This is a genomic window from Flagellimonas hymeniacidonis (assembly GCF_008040165.1).
Classification (GTDB): Bacteria; Bacteroidota; Bacteroidia; order Flavobacteriales; family Flavobacteriaceae; genus Flagellimonas; species Flagellimonas hymeniacidonis.
The window spans coordinates 380,458-401,737 of the sequence record NZ_VRUR01000001.1 but is presented as its reverse complement, the minus strand read 5'-3'; the positions used below and the strand labels follow the sequence as shown (position 1 = coordinate 401,737).

General features: G+C 38.0%; 19 protein-coding genes. 14 read left to right on the top strand and 5 right to left on the bottom strand.

Annotation, left to right across the window (positions count from 1 at the left end; genetic code table 11):
- Positions 1-27 precede the first annotated feature (27 nt).
- From FVB32_RS01840 to tsaB, 8 genes are all read left to right on the top strand, one after another.
- On the top strand, positions 28-1,287 hold the full coding sequence (locus tag FVB32_RS01840) for an ABC transporter permease (RefSeq protein WP_147740886.1): 1,260 nt from the start codon (positions 28-30) through the stop codon (positions 1,285-1,287).
- A gap of 40 nt (positions 1,288-1,327) precedes the next feature.
- A complete protein-coding gene (locus FVB32_RS01835; RefSeq protein ID WP_147740885.1) occupies positions 1,328-2,440 on the top strand; it encodes an efflux RND transporter periplasmic adaptor subunit in 1,113 nt (370 codons plus the stop codon).
- Positions 2,441-2,536: 96 nt separating this feature from the next.
- On the top strand, positions 2,537-3,238 hold the full coding sequence (locus FVB32_RS01830; RefSeq protein WP_147740884.1) for an ABC transporter ATP-binding protein: 702 nt from the start codon (positions 2,537-2,539) through the stop codon (positions 3,236-3,238).
- A 46-nt stretch (positions 3,239-3,284) separates the two neighbouring features.
- A complete protein-coding gene (locus tag FVB32_RS01825; RefSeq protein ID WP_246139812.1) occupies positions 3,285-4,460 on the top strand; it encodes an ABC transporter permease in 1,176 nt (391 codons plus the stop codon).
- A 79-nt stretch (positions 4,461-4,539) separates the two neighbouring features.
- On the top strand, positions 4,540-5,718 hold the full coding sequence (locus FVB32_RS01820; RefSeq protein ID WP_246139811.1) for an ABC transporter permease: 1,179 nt from the start codon (positions 4,540-4,542) through the stop codon (positions 5,716-5,718).
- Between the two features lie 33 nt (positions 5,719-5,751).
- The gene (locus FVB32_RS01815) at positions 5,752-6,864 is read left to right on the top strand and encodes an efflux RND transporter periplasmic adaptor subunit (RefSeq protein WP_147740881.1); all 1,113 of its coding nucleotides are present in this window, start codon (positions 5,752-5,754) and stop codon (positions 6,862-6,864) included.
- 45 nt (positions 6,865-6,909) lie between these two features.
- Positions 6,910-8,259: a TolC family protein gene (locus FVB32_RS01810; protein WP_147740880.1), complete on the top strand. Its 1,350-nt coding sequence runs from the start codon at positions 6,910-6,912 to the stop codon at positions 8,257-8,259.
- A 16-nt stretch (positions 8,260-8,275) separates the two neighbouring features.
- Positions 8,276-8,953, top strand: a complete 678-nt coding sequence (tsaB, locus tag FVB32_RS01805; protein ID WP_147740879.1) for a tRNA (adenosine(37)-N6)-threonylcarbamoyltransferase complex dimerization subunit type 1 TsaB — start codon at positions 8,276-8,278, stop codon at positions 8,951-8,953.
- On the opposite strand, the gene FVB32_RS01800 is transcribed toward tsaB, so the two are convergent.
- The 4 genes from FVB32_RS01800 to FVB32_RS01785 all read right to left on the bottom strand — a co-directional run bounded on the left by FVB32_RS01800 (position 8,950) and on the right by FVB32_RS01785 (position 13,177).
- Positions 8,950-9,771 carry a mechanosensitive ion channel family protein gene (locus tag FVB32_RS01800; protein WP_147740878.1) on the bottom strand — a complete coding sequence of 274 codons (822 nt, stop codon included), beginning with the start codon at positions 9,769-9,771 and terminating at the stop codon, positions 8,950-8,952. The genes tsaB and FVB32_RS01800 overlap by 4 nt on opposite strands.
- Before the next feature lie 65 nt (positions 9,772-9,836).
- Positions 9,837-11,945, bottom strand: a complete 2,109-nt coding sequence (locus FVB32_RS01795) for a thioredoxin domain-containing protein (RefSeq protein WP_147740877.1) — start codon at positions 11,943-11,945, stop codon at positions 9,837-9,839.
- Positions 11,946-12,009: 64 nt separating this feature from the next.
- Complete coding sequence (locus tag FVB32_RS01790) at positions 12,010-12,210, bottom strand: dodecin family protein (protein WP_109658996.1); 201 nt, start codon at positions 12,208-12,210, stop codon at positions 12,010-12,012.
- A 70-nt stretch (positions 12,211-12,280) separates the two neighbouring features.
- Positions 12,281-13,177: a NifU family protein gene (locus tag FVB32_RS01785; RefSeq protein WP_147740876.1), complete on the bottom strand. Its 897-nt coding sequence runs from the start codon at positions 13,175-13,177 to the stop codon at positions 12,281-12,283.
- A gap of 127 nt (positions 13,178-13,304) precedes the next feature.
- Between FVB32_RS01785 and FVB32_RS01780 the strand changes: the two genes are divergently transcribed.
- Complete coding sequence (locus FVB32_RS01780; protein WP_147740875.1) at positions 13,305-14,300, top strand: PorP/SprF family type IX secretion system membrane protein; 996 nt, start codon at positions 13,305-13,307, stop codon at positions 14,298-14,300.
- A gap of 51 nt (positions 14,301-14,351) precedes the next feature.
- Here the strand turns inward: FVB32_RS01780 and FVB32_RS01775 are convergent, their stop codons facing one another.
- Positions 14,352-15,521: a vWA domain-containing protein gene (locus FVB32_RS01775; protein ID WP_147740874.1), complete on the bottom strand. Its 1,170-nt coding sequence runs from the start codon at positions 15,519-15,521 to the stop codon at positions 14,352-14,354.
- Between the two features lie 209 nt (positions 15,522-15,730).
- Here FVB32_RS01775 and FVB32_RS01770 point away from each other — a divergent pair, with 209 nt between their 5' ends.
- From FVB32_RS01770 to FVB32_RS17655, 5 genes are all read left to right on the top strand, one after another.
- On the top strand, positions 15,731-17,938 hold the full coding sequence (locus FVB32_RS01770) for a histidine kinase (RefSeq protein WP_147740873.1): 2,208 nt from the start codon (positions 15,731-15,733) through the stop codon (positions 17,936-17,938).
- Complete coding sequence (locus FVB32_RS01765) at positions 17,938-18,669, top strand: LytR/AlgR family response regulator transcription factor (RefSeq protein ID WP_147740872.1); 732 nt, start codon at positions 17,938-17,940, stop codon at positions 18,667-18,669. Before FVB32_RS01770 ends, FVB32_RS01765 begins: the two co-directional genes overlap by 1 nt.
- A 15-nt stretch (positions 18,670-18,684) precedes the next feature.
- Complete coding sequence (locus tag FVB32_RS01760) at positions 18,685-19,209, top strand: gamma carbonic anhydrase family protein (protein ID WP_147740871.1); 525 nt, start codon at positions 18,685-18,687, stop codon at positions 19,207-19,209.
- Between the two features lie 90 nt (positions 19,210-19,299).
- Positions 19,300-20,181, top strand: a complete 882-nt coding sequence (fabD, locus tag FVB32_RS01755; RefSeq protein ID WP_147740870.1) for an ACP S-malonyltransferase — start codon at positions 19,300-19,302, stop codon at positions 20,179-20,181.
- 279 nt (positions 20,182-20,460) lie between these two features.
- A partial coding sequence (locus tag FVB32_RS17655) for a Calx-beta domain-containing protein (protein WP_317132193.1) occupies positions 20,461-21,280 on the top strand: 820 nt, incomplete at its 3' end.

Below are 21,280 nucleotides of genomic sequence, written 5' to 3'. Positions count from 1 at the left end.
AGTAAGTTTAGAATAGAAAAAGATACCATGTTCAACAAAGACAGATGGAGAGAAATTTTAGAGGTGCTAACCAGTAATGTTGGACGCACACTCCTAACAGCCTTTGGGGTTTGCTGGGGAATCTTTATTCTGATTATACTTTTAGCCGCTGGTAAAGGTTTTGAAAATGGAATACGAAAAGATTTTGGGGATATCGCCACTAACACTATGTTCATGTGGACTCGAAGCACAACAAAAGCGTATGAAGGGCTGCCCAAGGGAAGAAGCTTTGAGTTCAAGGTTGACGACGTACAAGCTATAAGAGATAATGTACCCAATCTTAAGTTTATCTCCCCGAGAAATCAACTGGGAGGTTTCAGAGGTGGCGGAAATGTAATTAGAGGAATTCGTGTTGGCGCTTATAATGTTTATGGCGATTATCCAGAAATTATTAATCAGGATCCCATGACGGTCACTTCAGGACGATTTTTAAACCATAATGACATTCAACAAAAACGAAAAGTGGCCATTATTGGGCAAGGAGTGAAATCAGAACTCTATGAAAAAGGAGAAGAGGTTCTTGGAACATATATAAAGATTCAGGGTGTTAACTTCATGGTGATAGGTACTTACAAGAAAAACAGTAATGATGGAGATGGTGAAGAGGCCCAAAAAGAAATTTTTGTACCCTTTACTTCTTTTTCGCAAGCTTTTAATAGGGGAGAGGACGTTGGTTGGATGGCAATCACGGCCCACGATGGCAGTTCCATTTCTCAACTAAAGGAAAATATTGTCAATGTAATGCGTGAAAGACACAAAGTTCACCCAGAAGATACCAGAGCTATAGGCTATTTTGACCTGTATGAACAGTTTAATCGTGTGGAGAGCCTATTTTTTGGTCTAAAGGCCATTGCTTATTTGGTCGGTATAATGGTGCTTCTTTCCGGTATTATTGGAGTAAGTAATATTATGCTGATCGTAGTTAAGGAACGTACAAAGGAAATTGGGATTCGCAGAGCTTTGGGAGAGCAACCAATATCCATAAAAAAACAAATATTGATGGAGTCTATTTTCTTGACCATTATTTCAGGAATGATAGGCATCATTTTTGGCGCTTTGGTCATTTATGGAATTAACTCCTTGTTGGATAGTATAGGGCCTGTGGACATGTTTATAAATCCAAGCGTCAGCGTAGGGGTCGTAAGTGGGGCTTTACTTATATTAATGATTTCAGGGCTTTTGGCTGGTTTTATACCAGCACAGAGCGCTATTAGAGTAAGACCCATTGAAGCATTGCGTACAGATTAAAAAAAAAGAGAATCAATCAAAATAAACCATTAATAGTAAAATGAAAAAGTCAGTAACCATTATTATTTTGTTGCTTATAGTAGTCGTCTTTGGTGGCTCCATGTATTATTTATATCAGAAAAATTCTGAAGACCCCGTGGTGTATGAAATAGAGCAGCTATCTAAGAAGAACATTGTAAAAAAGGCAGTTGCCACTGGTAGTATCCTTCCTTTAGAGGAAGTATTGATAAAACCTAATATTTCTGGAGTGATAGAGGAAATTTATGTAGAGGGAGGCGATTATGTGAAATCTGGTGATTTATTGGCTAGGATAAAGGTGGTGCCTAATCTAAATGCATTGAATGATGCCAGAAATTCCATAGACGAGGCCAAAATTAATTTGGATGATCAAAAAAGAAACTACGAACGCCAAGTATCACTTTTTGATAAGGGGGTAATTTCTAAAGCTGATTTAGAACGCGCTCAAGTAACTTATGATCAGGCAAGACAATCCTACGGAGCGGCAAACAAACGATACGATATTGTAAAAACAGGAACCACAAGCGGTTTTAAAAATGCGGCCAATACCATGATTCGCGCTACAGTGAGCGGTATGGTGCTGGAAGTTCCTGTAGAAGTCGGAAATCAAGTAATAGAGAGTAATAACTTTAATGAGGGAACTACCATTGCAGCGATAGCTGATGTAGAGAAGATGATTTTTGAAGGCAAAGTTGATGAGTCAGAGGTTGGAAAAATTAAAGAGGATTTACCGCTAGAAATAACCGTAGGCGCCATTGAAGACAAAGTCTTTGATGCTGTATTGGACTATATTGCTCCAAAGGGTAAAGAAGAAAATGGGGCCATTCAATTTGAAATAAAAGGTACACTTAATAAGCAAGATACCGTCTTTATACGTGCAGGCCTAAGTGCTAATGCTTCCATTATCTTGGCTCGTGCCGATAGTGTTTTGGCCTTAAAAGAAGCTTTGGTCCAGTTTGATGATGAAACCAAAGAACCTTTCGTAGAAATAGAAACTTCGGAACAACAATTTGAGCGTAAGGATATAGAATTGGGCATTAGTGATGGTATTTTTGTTGAGGTAAAATCTGGCCTCAATGCAGAAGACAAAATCAAAGTCTGGAATGCTGTTGAGGAAGACGAAGACGCCAATTAATCATTTAACAAAAAATTTCAAATAATCTTGTAACATTTTAACAACTTGTAAGTCTTATTACAGGAGTTAAAACTCAGATAGCTAACATCACCAATCATGATAGAAATCAAAGACCTTCATAAATCCTATAAAATGGGAAGCAATTCCCTCCATGTTTTAAAAGGAATTAATTTTACTGCAGAAGAAGGGGAGCTAGTTGCCATAATGGGGTCGTCTGGATCAGGTAAATCAACACTACTTAACATTTTAGGAATGTTGGATGGTGCCAATAGTGGAGAATATAATTTGGATGGTGTTCCTATTAAAGACCTTACCGAAACAAAAGCTGCCCAATACAGAAACAAGTTTTTGGGTTTTATCTTTCAATCCTTTAACCTTATCAATTATAAATCCGCTTTGGAGAATGTTGCTTTGCCTTTGTATTATCAGAAGGTAGGAAGAAAGGAACGTCAGGTAAAGGCAATGAGTTATTTAGAGCGCGTAGGGCTAAAAGAATGGGCAGAACATTTACCTAGCGAGCTATCTGGTGGACAAAAGCAAAGGGTGGCCATAGCGAGGGCTATGGCGGCAGAACCGAAAGTTTTGTTGGCAGATGAACCTACCGGTGCCTTGGATAGTACCACTTCATATGAGGTAATGGATTTGATTCAAAAGATAAATGACGAAGGAAATACCATTTTAGTGGTAACCCACGAAGAGGATATTGCCCATATGTGCAAAAGAATTGTACACCTTAAAGATGGTGTTATTGTTGAAGACAAAAAAATAGATCAAGTAAGGGCCGAACAGTATGTTTGATAGAGATATTTGGCAAGAAATCTTTCATACCCTCAAAAACAATAAATTGAGGACGTTTCTAACCGGTTTTTCGGTTGGGTGGGCCATATTTATTTTGGTGATGTTGTTGGCTTCGGTAAATGGAATGCAAAATGGATTTACCGGCCAATTCAATGATGATGCTACCAATTCCATTTTTATCAGACCAGGAACAACTTCAAAGGCCTATGCTGGTTTTGAAGCAGGTCGTCGTATTCAATTTAAGAATGGCGATGTGGAATACATCAGAAAAAGTTTTCCAGAAGATGTGGAGTATTTAAGTGCCAGATATTATAGTCGCACATCTGCTAGGTATAAAAGTGAAACAGGATCATATCCTATACAAGCTGTGCATCCAGAGTTTCAGATGATTGAAAAAACAATAGTGATCAATGGAAGATATTTTAATGATGCGGATCACACCAATAAGTCGAAAGTAGCCGTTATCGGCAGAAAAGTTGCAGAAGACCTGTTCAAAAAAGAAGACCCAGTAGGAAAGTTTGTTCAATTTAATGAATCACTTTTTAGGATTGTAGGGGTGTTTATAGATGAAGGTGATGATAATGCTGAGCGTAGAATATATGCTCCAATAGGCACCTTCCAAAGAGTTTATGGAAACACCAATAATATCAGTGCAATAGCCTTAACGTATAATACTTCGTATGATTTAACAAAAGCGCTTGAGTTTTCTGGACGTTTAGAGGATATTATGAAGAGAAGGCATAAGGTTTCGCCAGAGGATCAAGCAGGTATCAATGTTTGGAACTATGCTGAAGCATTTAGTGATATCAGCAGCTTTTCAACTGTTTTGAGCACTATCAGCATAGGTGTAGGATTTTTGATTCTAATTGCTGGTATCGTAGGTATCGGGAACATTATGGTGTTTACTATAAAAGAACGTACCAAAGAAATTGGGGTAAGAAAAGCGTTAGGAGCCAAGCCACAACAAATTATAAATTTGGTGCTATTGGAATCTACTTTTATCACGGCGTTATCAGGTTTTATTGGATTGATTTTTGCATGGGTTATTCTATCATTGATTGGCCCTACCATAGAAACACCTGCGTTCAGTAATCCCTCAGTAAGTCTATCTACAGTAGTCACCGCAACCATTATTTTAATTGTGGCGGGAGTATTGGCTGGATTGATTCCAGCGATAAAAGCAGCAAATGTTAAACCAATAGTAGCACTAAGCGATAAGTAAAATGTGGTTGTTCGATAGAGATTTATGGATAGAGATTTTTCATACCCTTGGTAAGAACATGTTCCGTACATTTTTAACTATGCTCGGAGTGATATTCGCTATGATTATTTTGATATTGCTACTTGGTTCTGCTAACGGAATGAGCAACGGTTTTGATAAAGTTTTTGCGGGAACAGCTTCTAATAGTCTTTTTGTTTGGGGACAATCCACTGCTGAACCTTATAAAGGTTTTGAAAGAGGAAGAAGAATACGCTATAAGATTGAAGATGCAGAAATACTTAAAAAGCAAATCCCAGAGATTGAGGTTTTAGCGCCAAGAATAGAACTCGGGAATCATAGAGGAGTGGTGACGGTCTATAGAAAAGGACAAACAAGCGGGTCCTCGGTTTATGGGGATTATCCCGAGATTGACAACATTACCAAAAAGCGATTGGTAGAGGGAAGGTTTTTGAATAAAACGGATATTGAAGACTCTAAAAAAGTTTGTGTTATTGGAGAAGAAACCTATAAACTTTTGTTTGATAAAGGAGAAAATGCAATCGGGGAAGATATACGAATCAATGGGGTGTTCTTTTCTGTTGTAGGAGTCTACAAACCAAATAATAACATCAATATTGATGGTGAAAATGCAGTTTTTATTCCTTTTACCACATTTCAAAAAGCATTCAATTCGGGAGATCGCATGGGATGGATGGCCATTGCGGTAGAGCCAAACACAAAAGTGCCCGTAGTGGAAAACCAAATTAAGGATATCCTTAAGGCGAAGTATGATATTCACCCAGATGATGAAAGAGCTATTGGAAGTTTTGATATGTCAGAGATTTTCAACAACATATCATCTTTTACCAATGTGCTAAAAGGGTTCTCATTTTTTGTTGGAATTTTCACACTGTTAGCAGGGGTTATTGCCATTAGTAATATTCTTTTAATTACGGTTAAGGAGCGTACCAAGGAAATAGGAGTGCGCAGGGCACTAGGCGCAACACCAATTGTGGTGAAACGTCAAATTGTGGTTGAGGCAATCGTACTAACGGCTTTTGCAGGCCTTATCGGGTTTGCCATTTCTGTTGGAATTTTATCAATTTTAAATTCCCTTTGGGGAAGTGGAAAGGATTTTCCTTTTGTAAACCCTATGGTGAGCATTCCACAATTTAGCATCTCATTTCTGCTTATGGTAAGTTTGAGCGTATTAATTGGATTAATTCCGGCAAACAAAGCCATAAAAGTGAGACCAATAGAAGCATTAAGAGAAGAATAGGCCAAATATTAGATAACAATCAAATAAGAAGTAATGAACAAATATGTAAAGTACGGGTTAATAGGTATAGCTGTTGTAGGCATTTTAGCAGCTATGGTTTATTTTCTCAAACAAAACAGTACTCCCGCAGAATTATATAAAACAGAGTCTTTGGAAAGAAAGGACATTGTCAATAAAGTTATTGTGACGGGAAAAGTTATTCCAGAAGATGAAATCAACATTAAACCACAAATTTCTGGAATTATTGATAAAATATATTTGGAAGAAGGAGTTAATGTTAAGGCTGGAGATTTGATTGCGGTAATAAAAGTTGTACCCAATGAGCAATCCTTGAATCAGGCTGCAGGTCGAGTTAGAAATGCGGAGCTGGCCTTGAATAATGCTAAAATTGAGTTCGATAGAAACAAGGCGTTATTTGATAAAGGTGTTATTTCAAGCCAAGATTTTAACAACCAACAGCTTTCCTATGATCAAGCGCAGCAAGAATTAAAGAATTCACGCGCAGATTATCAGATTATAAGAAAAGGTTCTGTTGGAGGTTCTTCAAGTGCCAACACTAACATCCGCGCCACGGTTTCTGGTACCATTTTAGAAATTCCTGTAGAAGAAGGCGATCAGGTTATTCAAAGTAACAACTTCAATGATGGTACTACAATAGCCACGATTGCAGATATGACCAAGATGATTTTTGAAGGAGAAGTTGATGAAGCGGAAGTAGGCAAACTTCATGTGGGAATGCCCTTGGAAATAAGCCTTGGTGCCCTTGAAAAAAACAAGTTCAATGCGGAATTAAAATTCATTGCCCCAAAGGGAATTGAGGAAGAGGGAGCGGTGCAGTTTAGAATAGAAGGAGATTTAGTCGTTCATGATAGTGCCTACGTTAGAGCAGGATATAGTGCTAACGCTTCTATTGTATTAGAAGAAAAGAAAGACGTACTCGCCATAAAAGAAGCTTTGTTGCAATTTGATAAAGAAACAGAAAAGCCATACGTTGAAATTGAAATAGGGGAAAATGAGTTTGAGCGTAAAGATTTGGAATTGGGTGTGAGCGATGGAATTGATGTTGAGATAGTTTCCGGACTGGAGGAAGAGGCCAAAATCAAAGTTTGGAATAAGCTGGAAAAAAAGGAAGATGACGATTCCTAGAGTAGCAAACCAATCAAAATCAACCAAAAAAAAATCAAAAAACGAATGAAATTTAAGATCACATTACTCATGATAGTTTGTGCAATGTTCATCACAAATGCGCAAATGAAAAAATGGACGCTTCAAGAATGCGTAACCTTTGCTGTAGAAAATAACCTGACCATAGAGCAGTTTCAATTGGATTTAGAAGATTCGCAAATTGATGAATCTGACGCTTTGGGCAATATGCTTCCCAACTTAAATGCATCTTCGTCGGTTTCAAGTAATACAGGATTCTCCATTAACCCAACCAATAACCTGCCTACAAATAGTACGGCATTCAATGTTAATATGGGCTTTAGCTCTAATGTTACCTTGTTCAATGGACTTAGAAACATCCGTAGGTTACACAGAGCAAGGCTTTCAGCGATTTCAAATCAATACCGATTGGATGATCTAAAGGATGATATTCGTTTGAACGTTGCCAATGCCTATTTGCAGGTGATATCAAACAAAGAAACCCTTAAAACCTTTCGCGCTCAATATGCCGTTACGGAACAAGATTTAAAACGTACCAAAGAGTTGGTGGAATCAGGGGTTTCCCCTAGAGGGGATTTGTTGGAAATCGAGGCCACTGCTGCCAACCAAGAACAGCAAATTGTAAATGGAGAAAGTTTGGTGTTGATTTCCAGAATCAATCTGGCTCAGTTGTTGCAGATAACCGATTATGAAAATTTTGATGTTGCCGATGAATCTTTTGATATTCCGCCTTCAGATATTTTAGATAATTCTGCAAAAGTGATTTTTGATAAGGCTCTAGGGTTTAGAAATGATATTAAATTTTCAAAATCCAATGTAGAACTGGCCGAAAAAGATTTAGTGATTGCAAAAGGGGCAAATTACCCTACACTTACCGGTTTTTTCAATTATGGAACTAGATATTCAGATGTTACTGTAATCCCTGATGGGAATGGCGACCCGTTCACACCAAATTTCACGGATCAACTTTGGATATTCGATGGTATTTCATACGGAGCCCAGTTAAATGTTCCCATTTTTAATGGATGGAGTACACGCAATAACGTAAAACGTTCAAAAATAAATTTGGATAGGGCAAGATTGCAATTTGAACAGGATAAATTGGATTTAGAGACCAATATTCAACAAGCCTACGTGGATGTCACAACCTTTTTTAAAGCATATGAGGCGGCGGAAAAGACATTGGAAGCCAGAAGATTGGCCTACCAATATGCTAAAGAACGCTTTGATGTTGGGCTGATGAACGCTTTTGACTTTAGTCAAGCACAATCGCGAGTAGACAATGCAGAAGCAGATGCAATCCGTACCAAATACGATTATATTTTCCGATTAAAGATATTGGAGTTCTACTTTGGTATTCCAATTTCCTTAAACTAGTATCTTTGTGGCCGCTATGGCCAGAATACTAAATTTAGAAACTGCAACGACCAATTGTTCGGTCAGTATTTCAGAGGGAAATGACATTATTTGTCTCAAAGAGAATAATGCAATCAGCTACTCACACTCAGAACAATTGCACATTTTTATAAAAGAGGCCTTGCAAGAGGCTTCTTTGTCTTTTACAGATTTAGATGCCGTGGCGGTGAGTAAGGGGCCAGGGTCTTATACTGGACTTCGTATTGGGGTGTCTGCGGCCAAAGGACTGTGCTTTTCTTTGGATTTACCTTTGATTTCTGTTCCTACTTTGGAAAGTATGGCCAATCAAATGATGGTGTTGGATGGGGAAGTGATCATTCCAGTTTTGGATGCAAGACGAATGGAAGTATATTCGTCTGTTTATAATTCAGATCATAAAGAAATTAGAGTTACAAAGGCGGAAATTATCGATGAGAATTCGTTTGGCGAGTTCAGCTCCCATACTAAGATTCATATTATTGGAAGCGGTGCAGAAAAGTGCAAAGAACCCATACGATATTCTAATGTTGTCTTTGATACAACTGTAGTTCCATCAGCTAGAGAGATGGCAAAAATTGCTTTTCGGAAATTTGAAGAAGGTTCTTTTGAAGATGTAGCGTATTTTGAACCTTATTATCTTAAAGATTTTGTGCTTCAAACCAAAAAGAAAGCTTAATCTGCATCGTGAACTACCCTTTGTGGGAACGGAATCTCAATTCCAGCCTCATCAAAACGAAGTTTGGTTTCTTCAATTACATGAAAGTGTGCTGGCCAGAAAACCTCATTTTTTGCCCAAAATCGTAATGTTAGGTTGACGGAACTATCACCTAATTCTCCCACATATACCTCCGGTGCCGGGTCTTTTAGTATATCTGAATGGTCAGCACAAATTTGTAATAATATTTCTTTGGCTTGTTTTATGTTAGAACCATAACCTATTCCTACATCAAACTTACCCCTACGGGTATCTTCCATATTATAATTTACAATATTTCCATTGGAAAGTTGACCATTAGGTATAATGGCAACCTGATTACCAAAGGTGTTCAATTTGGTACTAAAGATGGTAATTTGTTTTACACTGCCGTCTATTCCTTGCGCAGAAATAAAATCTCCCACTTTAAACGGTTTAAACAGGAGAATCAACACACCTCCTGCAAAATTGGCCAAAGAACCCTGTAATGCCAAACCAATGGCCAAACCTGCTGCCCCAACCATAGCAACTAAGGATGATGATTTTACCCCTAGCTGGGTTACAACTACTGTAAAAAGAAGAACTTTAAGAGCAATACTTATAAAGCTTTGTAGAAAGCTTTCTAAGGTTGGGTCATAGTCTTTACGGTCAAAGAATTTATATACCAAACGGTTAATAAGTCTAATTATCCATAATCCTACTAAAAGAATTACAATTGCCAAGATAAGATTGGGTATAAAATCCCAGAACAATTCAATTGCCTTCTCTAAGTGTTGTTCAAAATTTCGAAGCTCGTCCATGCTTTTTTATATTGCAAATCAAATTCTTACTCTTGTGAAGTGCAAGGTTTTGATTTTAAATTTGATTAATTTTTGAGTTGTTCTAACGCTTTGTTTGCTGAGGTAACAGGTAATTTACAAGCACCTTCTATGCAAACATAAACCAATGTTTCTCCTTCATTATATCGGTTTTTAAGCAAGTCGATACCTCCTTCCTCTGCGGCACCCACCAAAATGCTGTTAGGGAGGTAGTTACTGCTAATTTCTTTTCCTATTGCTTTGTAGTTTTTACCTACCACAGCAATTTCATGGAAGTTTTGATTTTCATAAATCACCAAATGCATCCAGTTGGCAAAGCCCTGTGCACTTTCCTCAAAGTCACCTTGTACATTTTTAACCATTTGTTTTGCTATATCCTCATAACCATCTTCGGGATATAGTTTATGGAATTTCAAGAGGTTTTTAGCCATAATGGAGTTAGATGCTGAAATTACATTGTCATTGGTTTCAATGCTTCTTCGTATGAGAGAATCATCTTGATCAGACGTGAAAAAGAACATTCCTGAAGCTTTATCAAAAAAGTGCAGTCTGGTATAATCCAGTAGTTTTTTTGCATGATTTAACCATTTTTCATCAAAAGTAACTTCATATAATGCGAGATATGCTTCGATAACGGATGCATAATCTTCCAAAAAACCATTTATGCTGCTAGTGCCCTCTTTATGATTGCGAAAAAGAGAATCATCATTCTTGATCATCTCTTTTTCTAAGAATTTGGCATTTTTTAGGGCTAGGGTCAAATAATCTTCATTGCCAAGGTAACGGTAAGCATCAACCAATCCCTTAAGCATAAGACCATTCCATGAGGTCAATATTTTGTCATCCAATCTAGGTTTGGGACGTTCGGAACGTACTTCTTTCAGCTTGGTAAGGGAATTACGCATCTTATTTTTCAACTCTGCTACTGAAATGTCGTGCTTTTTTGCAATTTCCTCATCTGTTTTATCTCGAATTAAAACGTAGTTTCCTTTTTCCCAAAGCCCATAGGAATTTATGTTGTAATAATCTTTGAAGCTATCAAAATCGGCTCCTAAAAGTTGAGAAAGTTCGTCTTTGGTCCAAACGTAGTAGGCACCCTCTTCAAGCTCGCCATGTTCATCCAAACTATCTGCATCAAGGGAAGAATAAAAGCCTCCATTTTCATCTAAAAGTTCTTCTACCACAAAAGCAATGGTCTGCTCAACGGTTTCTTTATAAAGTTCATTTTTGGTTACAGCGTACGCTTTGGCGTATAAACTTGCCAACTGCCCATTGTCATATAACATTTTCTCGAAATGTGGTACGTGCCATTTAGTGTCCACCGCATACCTTGAAAATCCCCCACCTACATGATCATAAACACCGCCATACGCCATACGGGTCAATGTGGCGTTAACGTGCTCCATGATTTCAGGTTTGGAATTAGCGGTTGCATAATGCAAAAGAAAGTCCCAATTATTGGGCATCATAAATTTAGGTGCTCGCTTATATCCACCTAAAAAGCTATCAAAATATTTCGACCAATTTTCCACTGATGTATCAAGCTGGGCCATTGAATATGCATCTGAATCTCCTTTGTTCTCTACTAGGTTAATGGCATTTATACCGTTGGATAAATCGGTTGCATATTGTACAATTCTAGATTTGTCATTTTTATACAGGTCTGTGAGTTGATTTAAAGACTTGACCCAATTATCTTTTGGAACATAAGTAGCTCCCCAAAATGGTCTTCCATCGGGTAGAGCAACTATATTAAGTGGCCACCCACCATTTCCAGACATCATTTGTATGGCATCCATATAAATTTGGTCTACATCTGGCCTTTCCTCTCTATCAATTTTAATGTTGATGAAATTTTCATTCATCATTTGTGCTACTTCCTCATCTTCAAAACATTCTTTTTCCATAACATGGCACCAATGGCAAGCCGCATATCCAATGCTTATGAGCAATGGTTTGTCTTCTTTTTTTGCCCTTTCCAGAACTTCTGGCTTCCACGCTTCCCAGTTTACCGGATTATGGGCGTGTTGTAAAAGGTATGGGCTGGTTTCATTTACCAAAGCGTTGGTGTGTTTGTGCGTCACTTTATTTGATTTTTGCGTGCAACCATTGGTTAAGGACAATAAAACCATTAAAATGGTGATTCTGTTGAGCATATTGATTGTTTTGAACATAAAAAAAACGCCCGTTTTGGGCGCATTTTTTGTCTAACCCCCTTGATTATTTTACTTCAAAGGTAATTTTTACATTGACTCTATAATCGTCTATTTTGCCATCTTTTACAGAGGCACTTTGTTCGTTAATATAAACCGAACGGATGTTTTTAACAGACTTGGAAGCATGGTCCAACGCATTTTTTGCGGCTTGTTCCCAACTTTCATCCGAGTTTGCCAATACTTCGATAACTTTTAAAACTGACATAGTTAATGATTTTTAAATTTATTCAAGTTAGCAAAAATTGACTACAATTAGAGGCAGGTAAGATTGAAAATTAACCGTTGAGTGCAACGACTTCATTTACCTTATCTCCCATCATATTTTTTAGCATGGTCTCAATACCATTTTTTAATGTAAATGTGGACGACGGGCAACCACTACAAGCCCCTTGCAGAATTACATTTACCGTTTTGCTATCTTCCTCATAAGATTGAAAAAGAATATTGCCACCATCACTTGCCACAGCAGGTTTAACATATTCCTCTAAAATGTCAATGATTTGCTTGGATGTATCATCATAATGGGTGTCAGCTACGCTTTGCTCAGCTGTTTCTTTCGATTTTTCTATAGCGGCTTGTGAGACCACTTCTTTTCCATCTGCCAAGAAATCCCTTATAAATTCTCTAAGCTGCATGGTAATTTCCTCCCAATTGGCCACTTCATATTTAGAAACAGAGACATAATTTTCATCAAAAAACACCTCTTTTACAAAAGGAAAATGAAAGAGCTCTCTTGCCAACTGCGAATCTGATGCTTCATCAATATTTTTAAATTCGTAAGTAGTAGGCACAATCCGTTTGTTGGATACATACTTCATCACAGCGGGATTGGGAGTAACTTCAGCATATACGGTAATGGGCTCTTTTTTGGTAGTTTCGATTTCGTTTACAATGGGCTCTCCAGCGTTCAAATATTCTACAAGTTGCTGTGCCACTTCGTCTTTTACATCTTCCCATTCTACAATATCAAATCGTTCAAGGGCGATAAAGTTTCCGGAGATATATACGGTTTTTATAAAAGGCAGGTAAAATAGCTGTTGTGCTAGGGGTGAATCCTTAGCTTCATCAATGTTTTTTAACTCATAATTGCCTTTCGCCAAGAAGTGATTGGCCTCAAATTTTAGTATTTTGGGGTTGTTGGTATCAACTATAGTGATGTTATATTCTTTCATAGCACATATTTAGTACAAAAATACCAAAGTAAATATGAGGGGCAAAATATATAATAATGTATCGCTTCAACCGTTATCTAAATGTTTGATTACCTTTAAATATCAACTATAGCCCCAAAACCGTTTCATGAGACGCTATCTTACCTCATTAATAATAGCCCTAGTTTTTGGGCTGTCAGCTAAGGCCCAAGAGGGAATACCAGTATATTTTGATTATTTGGCAGATAACTATTACTTAGTCTATCCTTCAATGGCTGGAATAAGCGAAGGGGCAAAAATTCGCTTAACAGCTAGGAAACAATGGTTTAATGTAGATGAAGCACCAAGTTTGCAGACCTTAAATGCAAATTTTAGAGTTGGTGAACGAAGTGGCGTTGGCGGTATTTTGTTTAATGATTCTAACGGATATCACTCACAAACAGGTTTTAAGGCAACATACGCCCATCATTTGCAGTTGGCAGGAGATTTTAGGACGCTAAATCAGATATCGTTTGGTCTTAGTGCCGGAGTAATACTGAGTAGTTTAGATGAAACAGAATTTAGGTCCGTTATTCCTGATCCCGTAGTGACTGGAACTAAAAACACCACCAGTTATTTCAATGTAGATTTAGGGGTTTCCTATAATATTTTTGAATTTTATGCCCATGCTGCTGTTTTAAATATTCTTGGGAGTGGTCGTGATTTATATACAGCTGCCGAGTTTGATAACCTTAGGAGGTATTTGCTCTCTGCAGGTTATGTATTTGGTAAAAAAACTAGAATAGAGCCTTCCGTACTTTTCCAGTTGACTGATTTCACCAAAGAGAAAACTGTCGATATTAATGCGAAGGTGTATAAAGATGTTGCATTTGGCACCGTATGGGCCGGACTATCGTATCGTAGAAGTTTTGATGGAGCACAATTCCAGACCAATGGCGGTTTTGGAGAGCAGCGATTACAACTTTTTACGCCAATTATTGGAGTTAATGTGAATCAATTTTTGTTTTCATATAATTATTCATATCAATCTGGCGATATCCGTTTTGACAATGGAGGCTTTCATCAGATTACTTTAGGTTATGACTTTGGTCAGAGTGATCAAGGTAAACGCTATGATTGTTATTGTCCAGCGGCCAATAACTAAAAATGGCCCATCTGTTATGATGGACCACTTTCCCTTTTGAATATTGGATTATTAATCCCACTTGTAATTCTTTCTCGCAGCTTGATTTTTTATAGCTGATAAAAGGGCATTCTCCAATTCACCTGTTTCTTCTTTTTGGTTTTTTGCAATATAAGCTTCACGCTTTTTATTTAATTCTTGAATTTTGTTTTGTATGTCCTCACGCTCGGTTTTTTTCGCGGCAACGTATGCTTTTATCTCTTTTTCAGATTTTCCTTTTAATTCAGAAGGTAAATCTTTGTCTTTGAGCTCAGCAACCTCAAGTTCTTCATCTTCAATGGCATCTACCAAATCCCATTTAGAATTTTTATAAAGCCTTGAACTTTTACTCACGGATCTTTTAACCGCAACTGCTGGCTTCATTTGAGCAGCATTGCTGTCCTGCACTTCTTGCATTGCTTTCTTTTCTCTACCTAAAGCTCCATAAGAGATGTAAGTGCCATTCAACTGACCATTCAATTTAATGATGATATCGTCATAAGGAGTATCAATGTGCACCACTTGCTTATTATGATCTATAGCCATGTACTCTCCACCGGTTAATGTAGCGCCACTTTTCCATTTAGTAGAAATACCTTGCTCATAATTTCCGCAGAAAATGGTATTGACAATGATGTCTTTTTCAGTAGCGTTAGATGCCGCATCTCTATAGTTTAGCCTGCCTTGGGTAAAAGGTTCATTACCTGCAATAAAAATCATTTTTAAATCATCAGCGTTTTTGCCCCAATCCAATTGCTTTAAGGAAGTTTGAATGACTTGTCCACAATATTCTTCCCCACCATTGGTAGTCAGTGAAAAAAGCTTTTCAGAAATTTCATCCAAATCACTACTAAACCCTATTACTTGTCTGATATATCCTTCATTAGAAGCCAAGTTATCATTACCATATTCATAAAGTGCTATTTGTAATGAAGGCCTTGATTCATTTCCGCACTTAGCATACGTAAATTCATTTACAATATCCCAAAGTTGTGCTTTTGCCTGATTGATGAGTCCATCCATACTATTACTAGTATCCAATAACAATGCAATTTTTACAAATTGCTTGGCAGGTTTGTCCCCAATAGATTTAGTTACCAAAGCCGTGTTTTTATATTCGGGAGTTTTAAGGTTACATGCATATGCAGACCCAATCGCTATAGTAAAAAGAGTTATTCCTAATAGATGTTTAAAATGTTTCATAATTCAATGTTTTTAAAGTATGGGTTAAAAGTATTTCCAACTTTTTTGAATAAAAACTATGAATGAGGGAACAGCAGCTTGGAATGAGTGACTGGTATAAATGGTTTTGTAAAGTGGTAAAATGATGGGATTTTTGTTCATTTTGGGAGAGGAAGGCATTTTTTAGTATGCACTAGAAGCACTAAGTTTACCTAAGTATTAGAGGTTTAATGATTAAAACAAAACATATATTATTTTTCTTTTTTATTGCGATGTACTCTGGTTTTTCTCAGGTAAGCAATGAACGTTTACAGATTGAAATTGAAGGGTCCGTGAAGGGAAAAGAGAATTTTGCCCCCATTTCTGGGGTGGAAGTGTCTACGGATACTGGAAGTTACACTACCACAAATGGATTAGGGGAATTTAAGATTAAGGCTGCTATTGGAAACATGCTCATTTTTGAAAGCCCAGAATTCGAAACCGTTCGGCACAGGATTAAATCGGATGAAGATATCGATGTTTTGGTAGAAGGGTATAGTGCTCCAACGAAGTCAAAAAAAAGAGAAATTTTTGGTTCAAGAAGTGCCTCAAATCACCAACGATTTATTGATTCAGCAAATGTTTATAAAAGAACCGATTTAGAAAAGAGTATCGACTTTATTGCTCAATCTATAGCACAATTAGGCAAGCGTGCTAATAAAGATGGGCTTTCGTCTTCCTATACAACCTTGGGGGAAATTTACCTCTATCACAATCAATATGATCTTGCTATTTCAAATTTCAAAGATGCCTTGGCGGCAAGGGAATCTTCCAAAACCAGTTTACTATTAGGTAAGGCATACATTCTAAATGGCGAATTTCAGAATGCGGAGACCACACTTACTCCTTTATTAAAGGTTAAGAACATGATTCCGTATCAACGAATTGAATTGTATGAAGGATTGGGAGATGCCAATAAAGCTTTGTCAGAATTCAAAAAGGCTTTGGACTTTTATCAAGAAGGGCTTCGGATTGCACAGAAAAATCAAATTTCACCCAAGGTCATAGACCTTAATTCCAAAATTGCTGCTGCGTATGCCGGTGAAAACCGATTTATAGAAGCCGAGGGCTTTTATAACAACTCGTTGGATTTGTCTAAAAAAGTTGCCCCTGAAAGGCTCATTGAAGAGAATGAAAAGGTGGCAGATTTTTATAATGATGAAAATAGGTATGATGATGAGATTCAACTTCGTAAAAAAAGTTTAAACGAATTAAAACAACTTCCCAGACAAACGGTGGCAAAGGAAAACAAAGGCATTGCCATACCTGATTCCATTTCTTCGCAACGTATAAATTACAAAATTGCAAATGCCTATATAGCTCAGGATAAGTTGGATGAAGCCATTCCGTATTTGGAGCGTAGTATTGTGGAAGCTGATACAGAAGATGATTTAGTGGTGCAAAAAGATGCAACAAGAAAACTTTCTGAAGTATATAAATACAAAGGTGATTTCACTAAAGCTTTGGAGTCATATCAAGATTATGTAGCCGTTGTAGATAGCTTATATGTGCGAAAAGAGCAGGAAATTTCAAGGGCTGCCAGATTCAATCGTGAAATTGCTACCAAACAGAATCGGATTTCCAGTTTAGAACAAGAACGTGAATTATCTCAGAGTAAATACAGTTTGGCGGTTACCGAACAAGAGTTGTATGAGGAAACCAGCAAAAGACAAAAGTGGATTATTTATTCGTTGGTTTTTGGACTTGCACTAATGGCACTGACCACATTCTTGTTTTATAGGAGCAATAAACAGCAGAAATTGGCCAATAACCTATTGGCGCTAAAATCGTTGCGCACACAAATGAATCCACATTTTATTTTTAATGCCCTTAACTCGGTCAACAATTATATTGCAAAAAGTGATGAGCGTAGCGCAAATCGTTTTTTGAGTGATTTTTCGGTTTTGATGCGCAGTGTTCTGGAAAATTCTGAAGAAGATTTTATTCCGCTTTCCAAGGAATTGGAATTGTTGGAGCTATATGTGAAATTGGAACATTCGCGTTTTTCAGATAAGTTTGATTTCAATATCGAAATAGATGAAAAAATAGACATCGATGCTTTTGAAATCCCTCCGATGTTGCTTCAGCCCTATATAGAAAATGCTATTTGGCATGGACTTCGTTACAAAGAAGAAAAAGGCTTTTTGAAGATTGAAATTGCTGAAGTAATGAATGGACTTTTGGAAATCATAATTACGGATAATGGAATAGGTCGAAAAAAATCAGCAGAATTAAAGACCGATAACCAAAAGAAGCAAAAATCAAAAGGAATGGGCAATATCAAAAAACGAATTCGTATTCTTAATGATATGTATAAGAATAAGGTTGATGTGTCTATTTCAGATTTATATGATGACCAAACCGGAACCAAAGTTTCTCTCAAGCTTAAAAAAGACTAATGGATTTACAGGCAATCATAATAGAAGATGAGGCAAATAGCAGGGAGATACTGCGAAATTATATTACCAAATATTGTGATGGAGTAAAACTTTTAGGCGAAGCTTCCAATATTTCAGAAGGTTTGGAGCTGATTCAAAAACACAACCCAAACCTAGTGTTTTTAGATGTTGAAATGCCATTTGGGAATGCCTTTGATTTGTTGGATAAAGTCCCTGATCGTACTTTTGAAACCGTTTTTGTAACGGCCTATAACCAATATGCAATAGATGCCCTTAACAATCATGCTGCTTACTATTTAATGAAGCCGATAAATATAGATGAGTTGATAAAAGCGGTGGACTATGTTAAAGAAGTAAAAGAGAAAGAAAATGCTCTGGAGGGACAAGTATTAGAGGTAAAGCCAAGTAAAACCGAAGGGAAAATAACCTTGCCGCAACAAGACGGATTTCAGGTTTTGGATGTTAAAGATATTTACTTTTGTAAGGCAGATGACAATTACACGGAAATCTATTTAGAACATAAGAGGATTGTGGTAAGCAAGACCTTAAAATACTTTGAAAATGCACTTACGGAATATGCTTTTGCACGAATTCATAAATCTTATTTGGTGAATGTGGGCGAAGTGGTAAAATATAAAAAAGGAAAAGGAGGGAGCGTAGTGCTCTCCAATGGCAAAGAACTGTCCGTATCCGCATCTAAAAAGGCAACGCTATTATCATATTTTCAATAAATTCAAACTTTTATAATGATCATCAAATCCGTTAGAGGAAAAACACCGGAGATCGGGAATGACTGTTTTATTGCCGAGAATGCTGTAATTGTTGGAGAAGTAAGTATGGGAGACCAATGTAGTATATGGTACAGTACAGTAATTCGCGGAGATGTTCATTTCATTAAAATGGGCAACAAGGTAAATGTGCAAGATGGTGCCGTGATCCATTGCACCTATCAAAAATCTCCCACTACCATTGGAAACAATGTTTCTATTGGGCATAATGCCTTAGTGCATGGATGTACCATAAAAGACAATGTTTTGGTGGGTATGGGAAGTATCATTATGGATGACTGTGTAGTGGAAAGTAATTCAATAATAGCAGCAGGAGCAGTTTTGACCCAAGGAACGCATGTGGAAGCAGGGAGTATATATGCGGGAATACCCGCAAAAAAAATTAAGGATGTCAGCCCAGAACTAAGTTCTGGAGAAATAAATCGTATCGCTGATGCTTATGTAACTTATTCAGGTTGGTTTAAAGAAGAAATGGAAAAATAAAGGAAATTCTATTCCTCTAATACCCAAAATTTCTATCCCTCAAAAAGCGTAAATTATACCTATTTTAGCAGCGCTATAAAACTAAACTAAATGAACGCATATATTTTTCCTGGACAAGGCGCCCAATTCGTTGGAATGGGACTAGATCTGTATGAAAACCATCCTTTGGCTCAAGATTTATTTGAGCAAGCAAATGATATTTTAGGATTTTCCATAACAGACATTATGTTTGAAGGAACCCCAGAAGATTTAAAACAAACCAAAGTAACACAACCTGCAATCTTTTTGCATTCGGTTATTTTAAGCAAGGTTTTAGGAGAAAACTTCAAACCAGATATGGTCGCTGGCCACTCCTTAGGCGAGTTTTCTGCACTTGTGGCAAATGGAACCCTTAATTTTGAGGATGGATTGAAACTTGTATCACAAAGGGCGTTAGCTATGCAGAAGGCCTGTGAAATTCAACCGAGTACAATGGCTGCGGTTTTAGGTTTAGAAGATGAGGTAGTTGAGAAAATATGTGGCGAAATCCAAGGCATTGTCGTTCCAGCCAATTACAATTGTCCGGGTCAATTGGTGATTTCTGGAGAAGTTGATGCAGTTAATGCTGCTTGTGAAAAATTAAAAGAAGCCGGAGCGCGAAGAGCTTTATTACTGCCAGTTGGAGGAGCATTCCATTCCCCATTAATGGAGCCAGCCAGAGAAGAGTTGGCAGCGGCAATCGAAGCAACGAATTTTAATGCCCCAGCCTGTCCAATTTATCAAAATGTACCCACGACCGCGATTACTAATGCAGATGAAATTAAAGCTAACCTGATTTCGCAATTGACAGCACCGGTAAAATGGACGCAGAGTGTGCAGCAAATGGTAAAGGATGGAGGAAAATCGTTTGTTGAAGTTGGTCCTGGAAAAGTGTTACAAGGCTTGGTAAGAAAGATAAATTCTGAGGCAGAAACTGCTTCTGCGGCCTTATAAATTAGGATTTTTCTGACCTTCAAGGCATTTCATCCGAGAAAGATAGATTTAGTCTGTTAAGTTGTGGAGTTCCTTCATTTTTTAGTAATATTGGTTCTTCCCAAATAACCTACCTAACCGTATTAAAGAACTATACTGAAAATCGTTGAATAGGTAATGTTATCCTTCTTAAAAAAAGCTTCAGATTTGTCTTTTTCTATTCCTTGTACAAGGAATATACTTGTTATTGCACTTTTATTTTTCGGTTTTAATTTAGGATTAGGGCAAACCGTAAGCATTTTGAATACTACCGATGGCTCTGAGAATGGTGCTGGTGTTGTGACCAATGGTGTGTTGACAATTACCCAGACCTCGACCACGATAACGAATACAGATGTAAGCTACTCGATCGCTGGTACGGCCACCTCAGGTGCGGACTATACTGCTTTAAGCGGCACTGCTACCATTACGGCGAATCAGCTAAGTACAACGATTACGATCCCAGTACTTGAAGATGCAATAGATGAAGATAACGAAACGGTAATAATCACACTTACAGGAGTAACCTCTGGGACTGCAACTTTAGACCCAGTGCCTGCAAACCTAACGGCGACCAACACGATACTTGATGATGACACTTATACTGCCACGATATCGGCCACGGATGCGACGGCCACGGAGCTTGGCACGACCACGGGGGAATATACGGTCAGCCTTGATGTTGCGAACAGCAGCGGTGGTGTTATAACGGTGGACTATACGGTCACTGGCACGGCGACCTCGGGGAGCGACTTTGTTGCCCTTACGGGCAGTGTTGACATCCCTGACACGCAACAGACCGCGACGATACTTTTGACCCCCATAGACGATACCGATGTGGAGCCGGACGAGACGGTCACCGTGACCTTGGATGCGGGCACGGGCTATACGGTTGGTGCCCCGAACAGTGCCGATGTCACGATAACGAGCGATGATGTTGCCCCTGCGGACCCCGTTGCCACGATATCGGCCACGGATGCGACGGCCACGGAGCTTGGCACGACCACGGGGGAATATACGGTCAGCCTTGATGTTGCGAACAGCAGCGGTGGTGTTATAACGGTGGACTATACGGTCACTG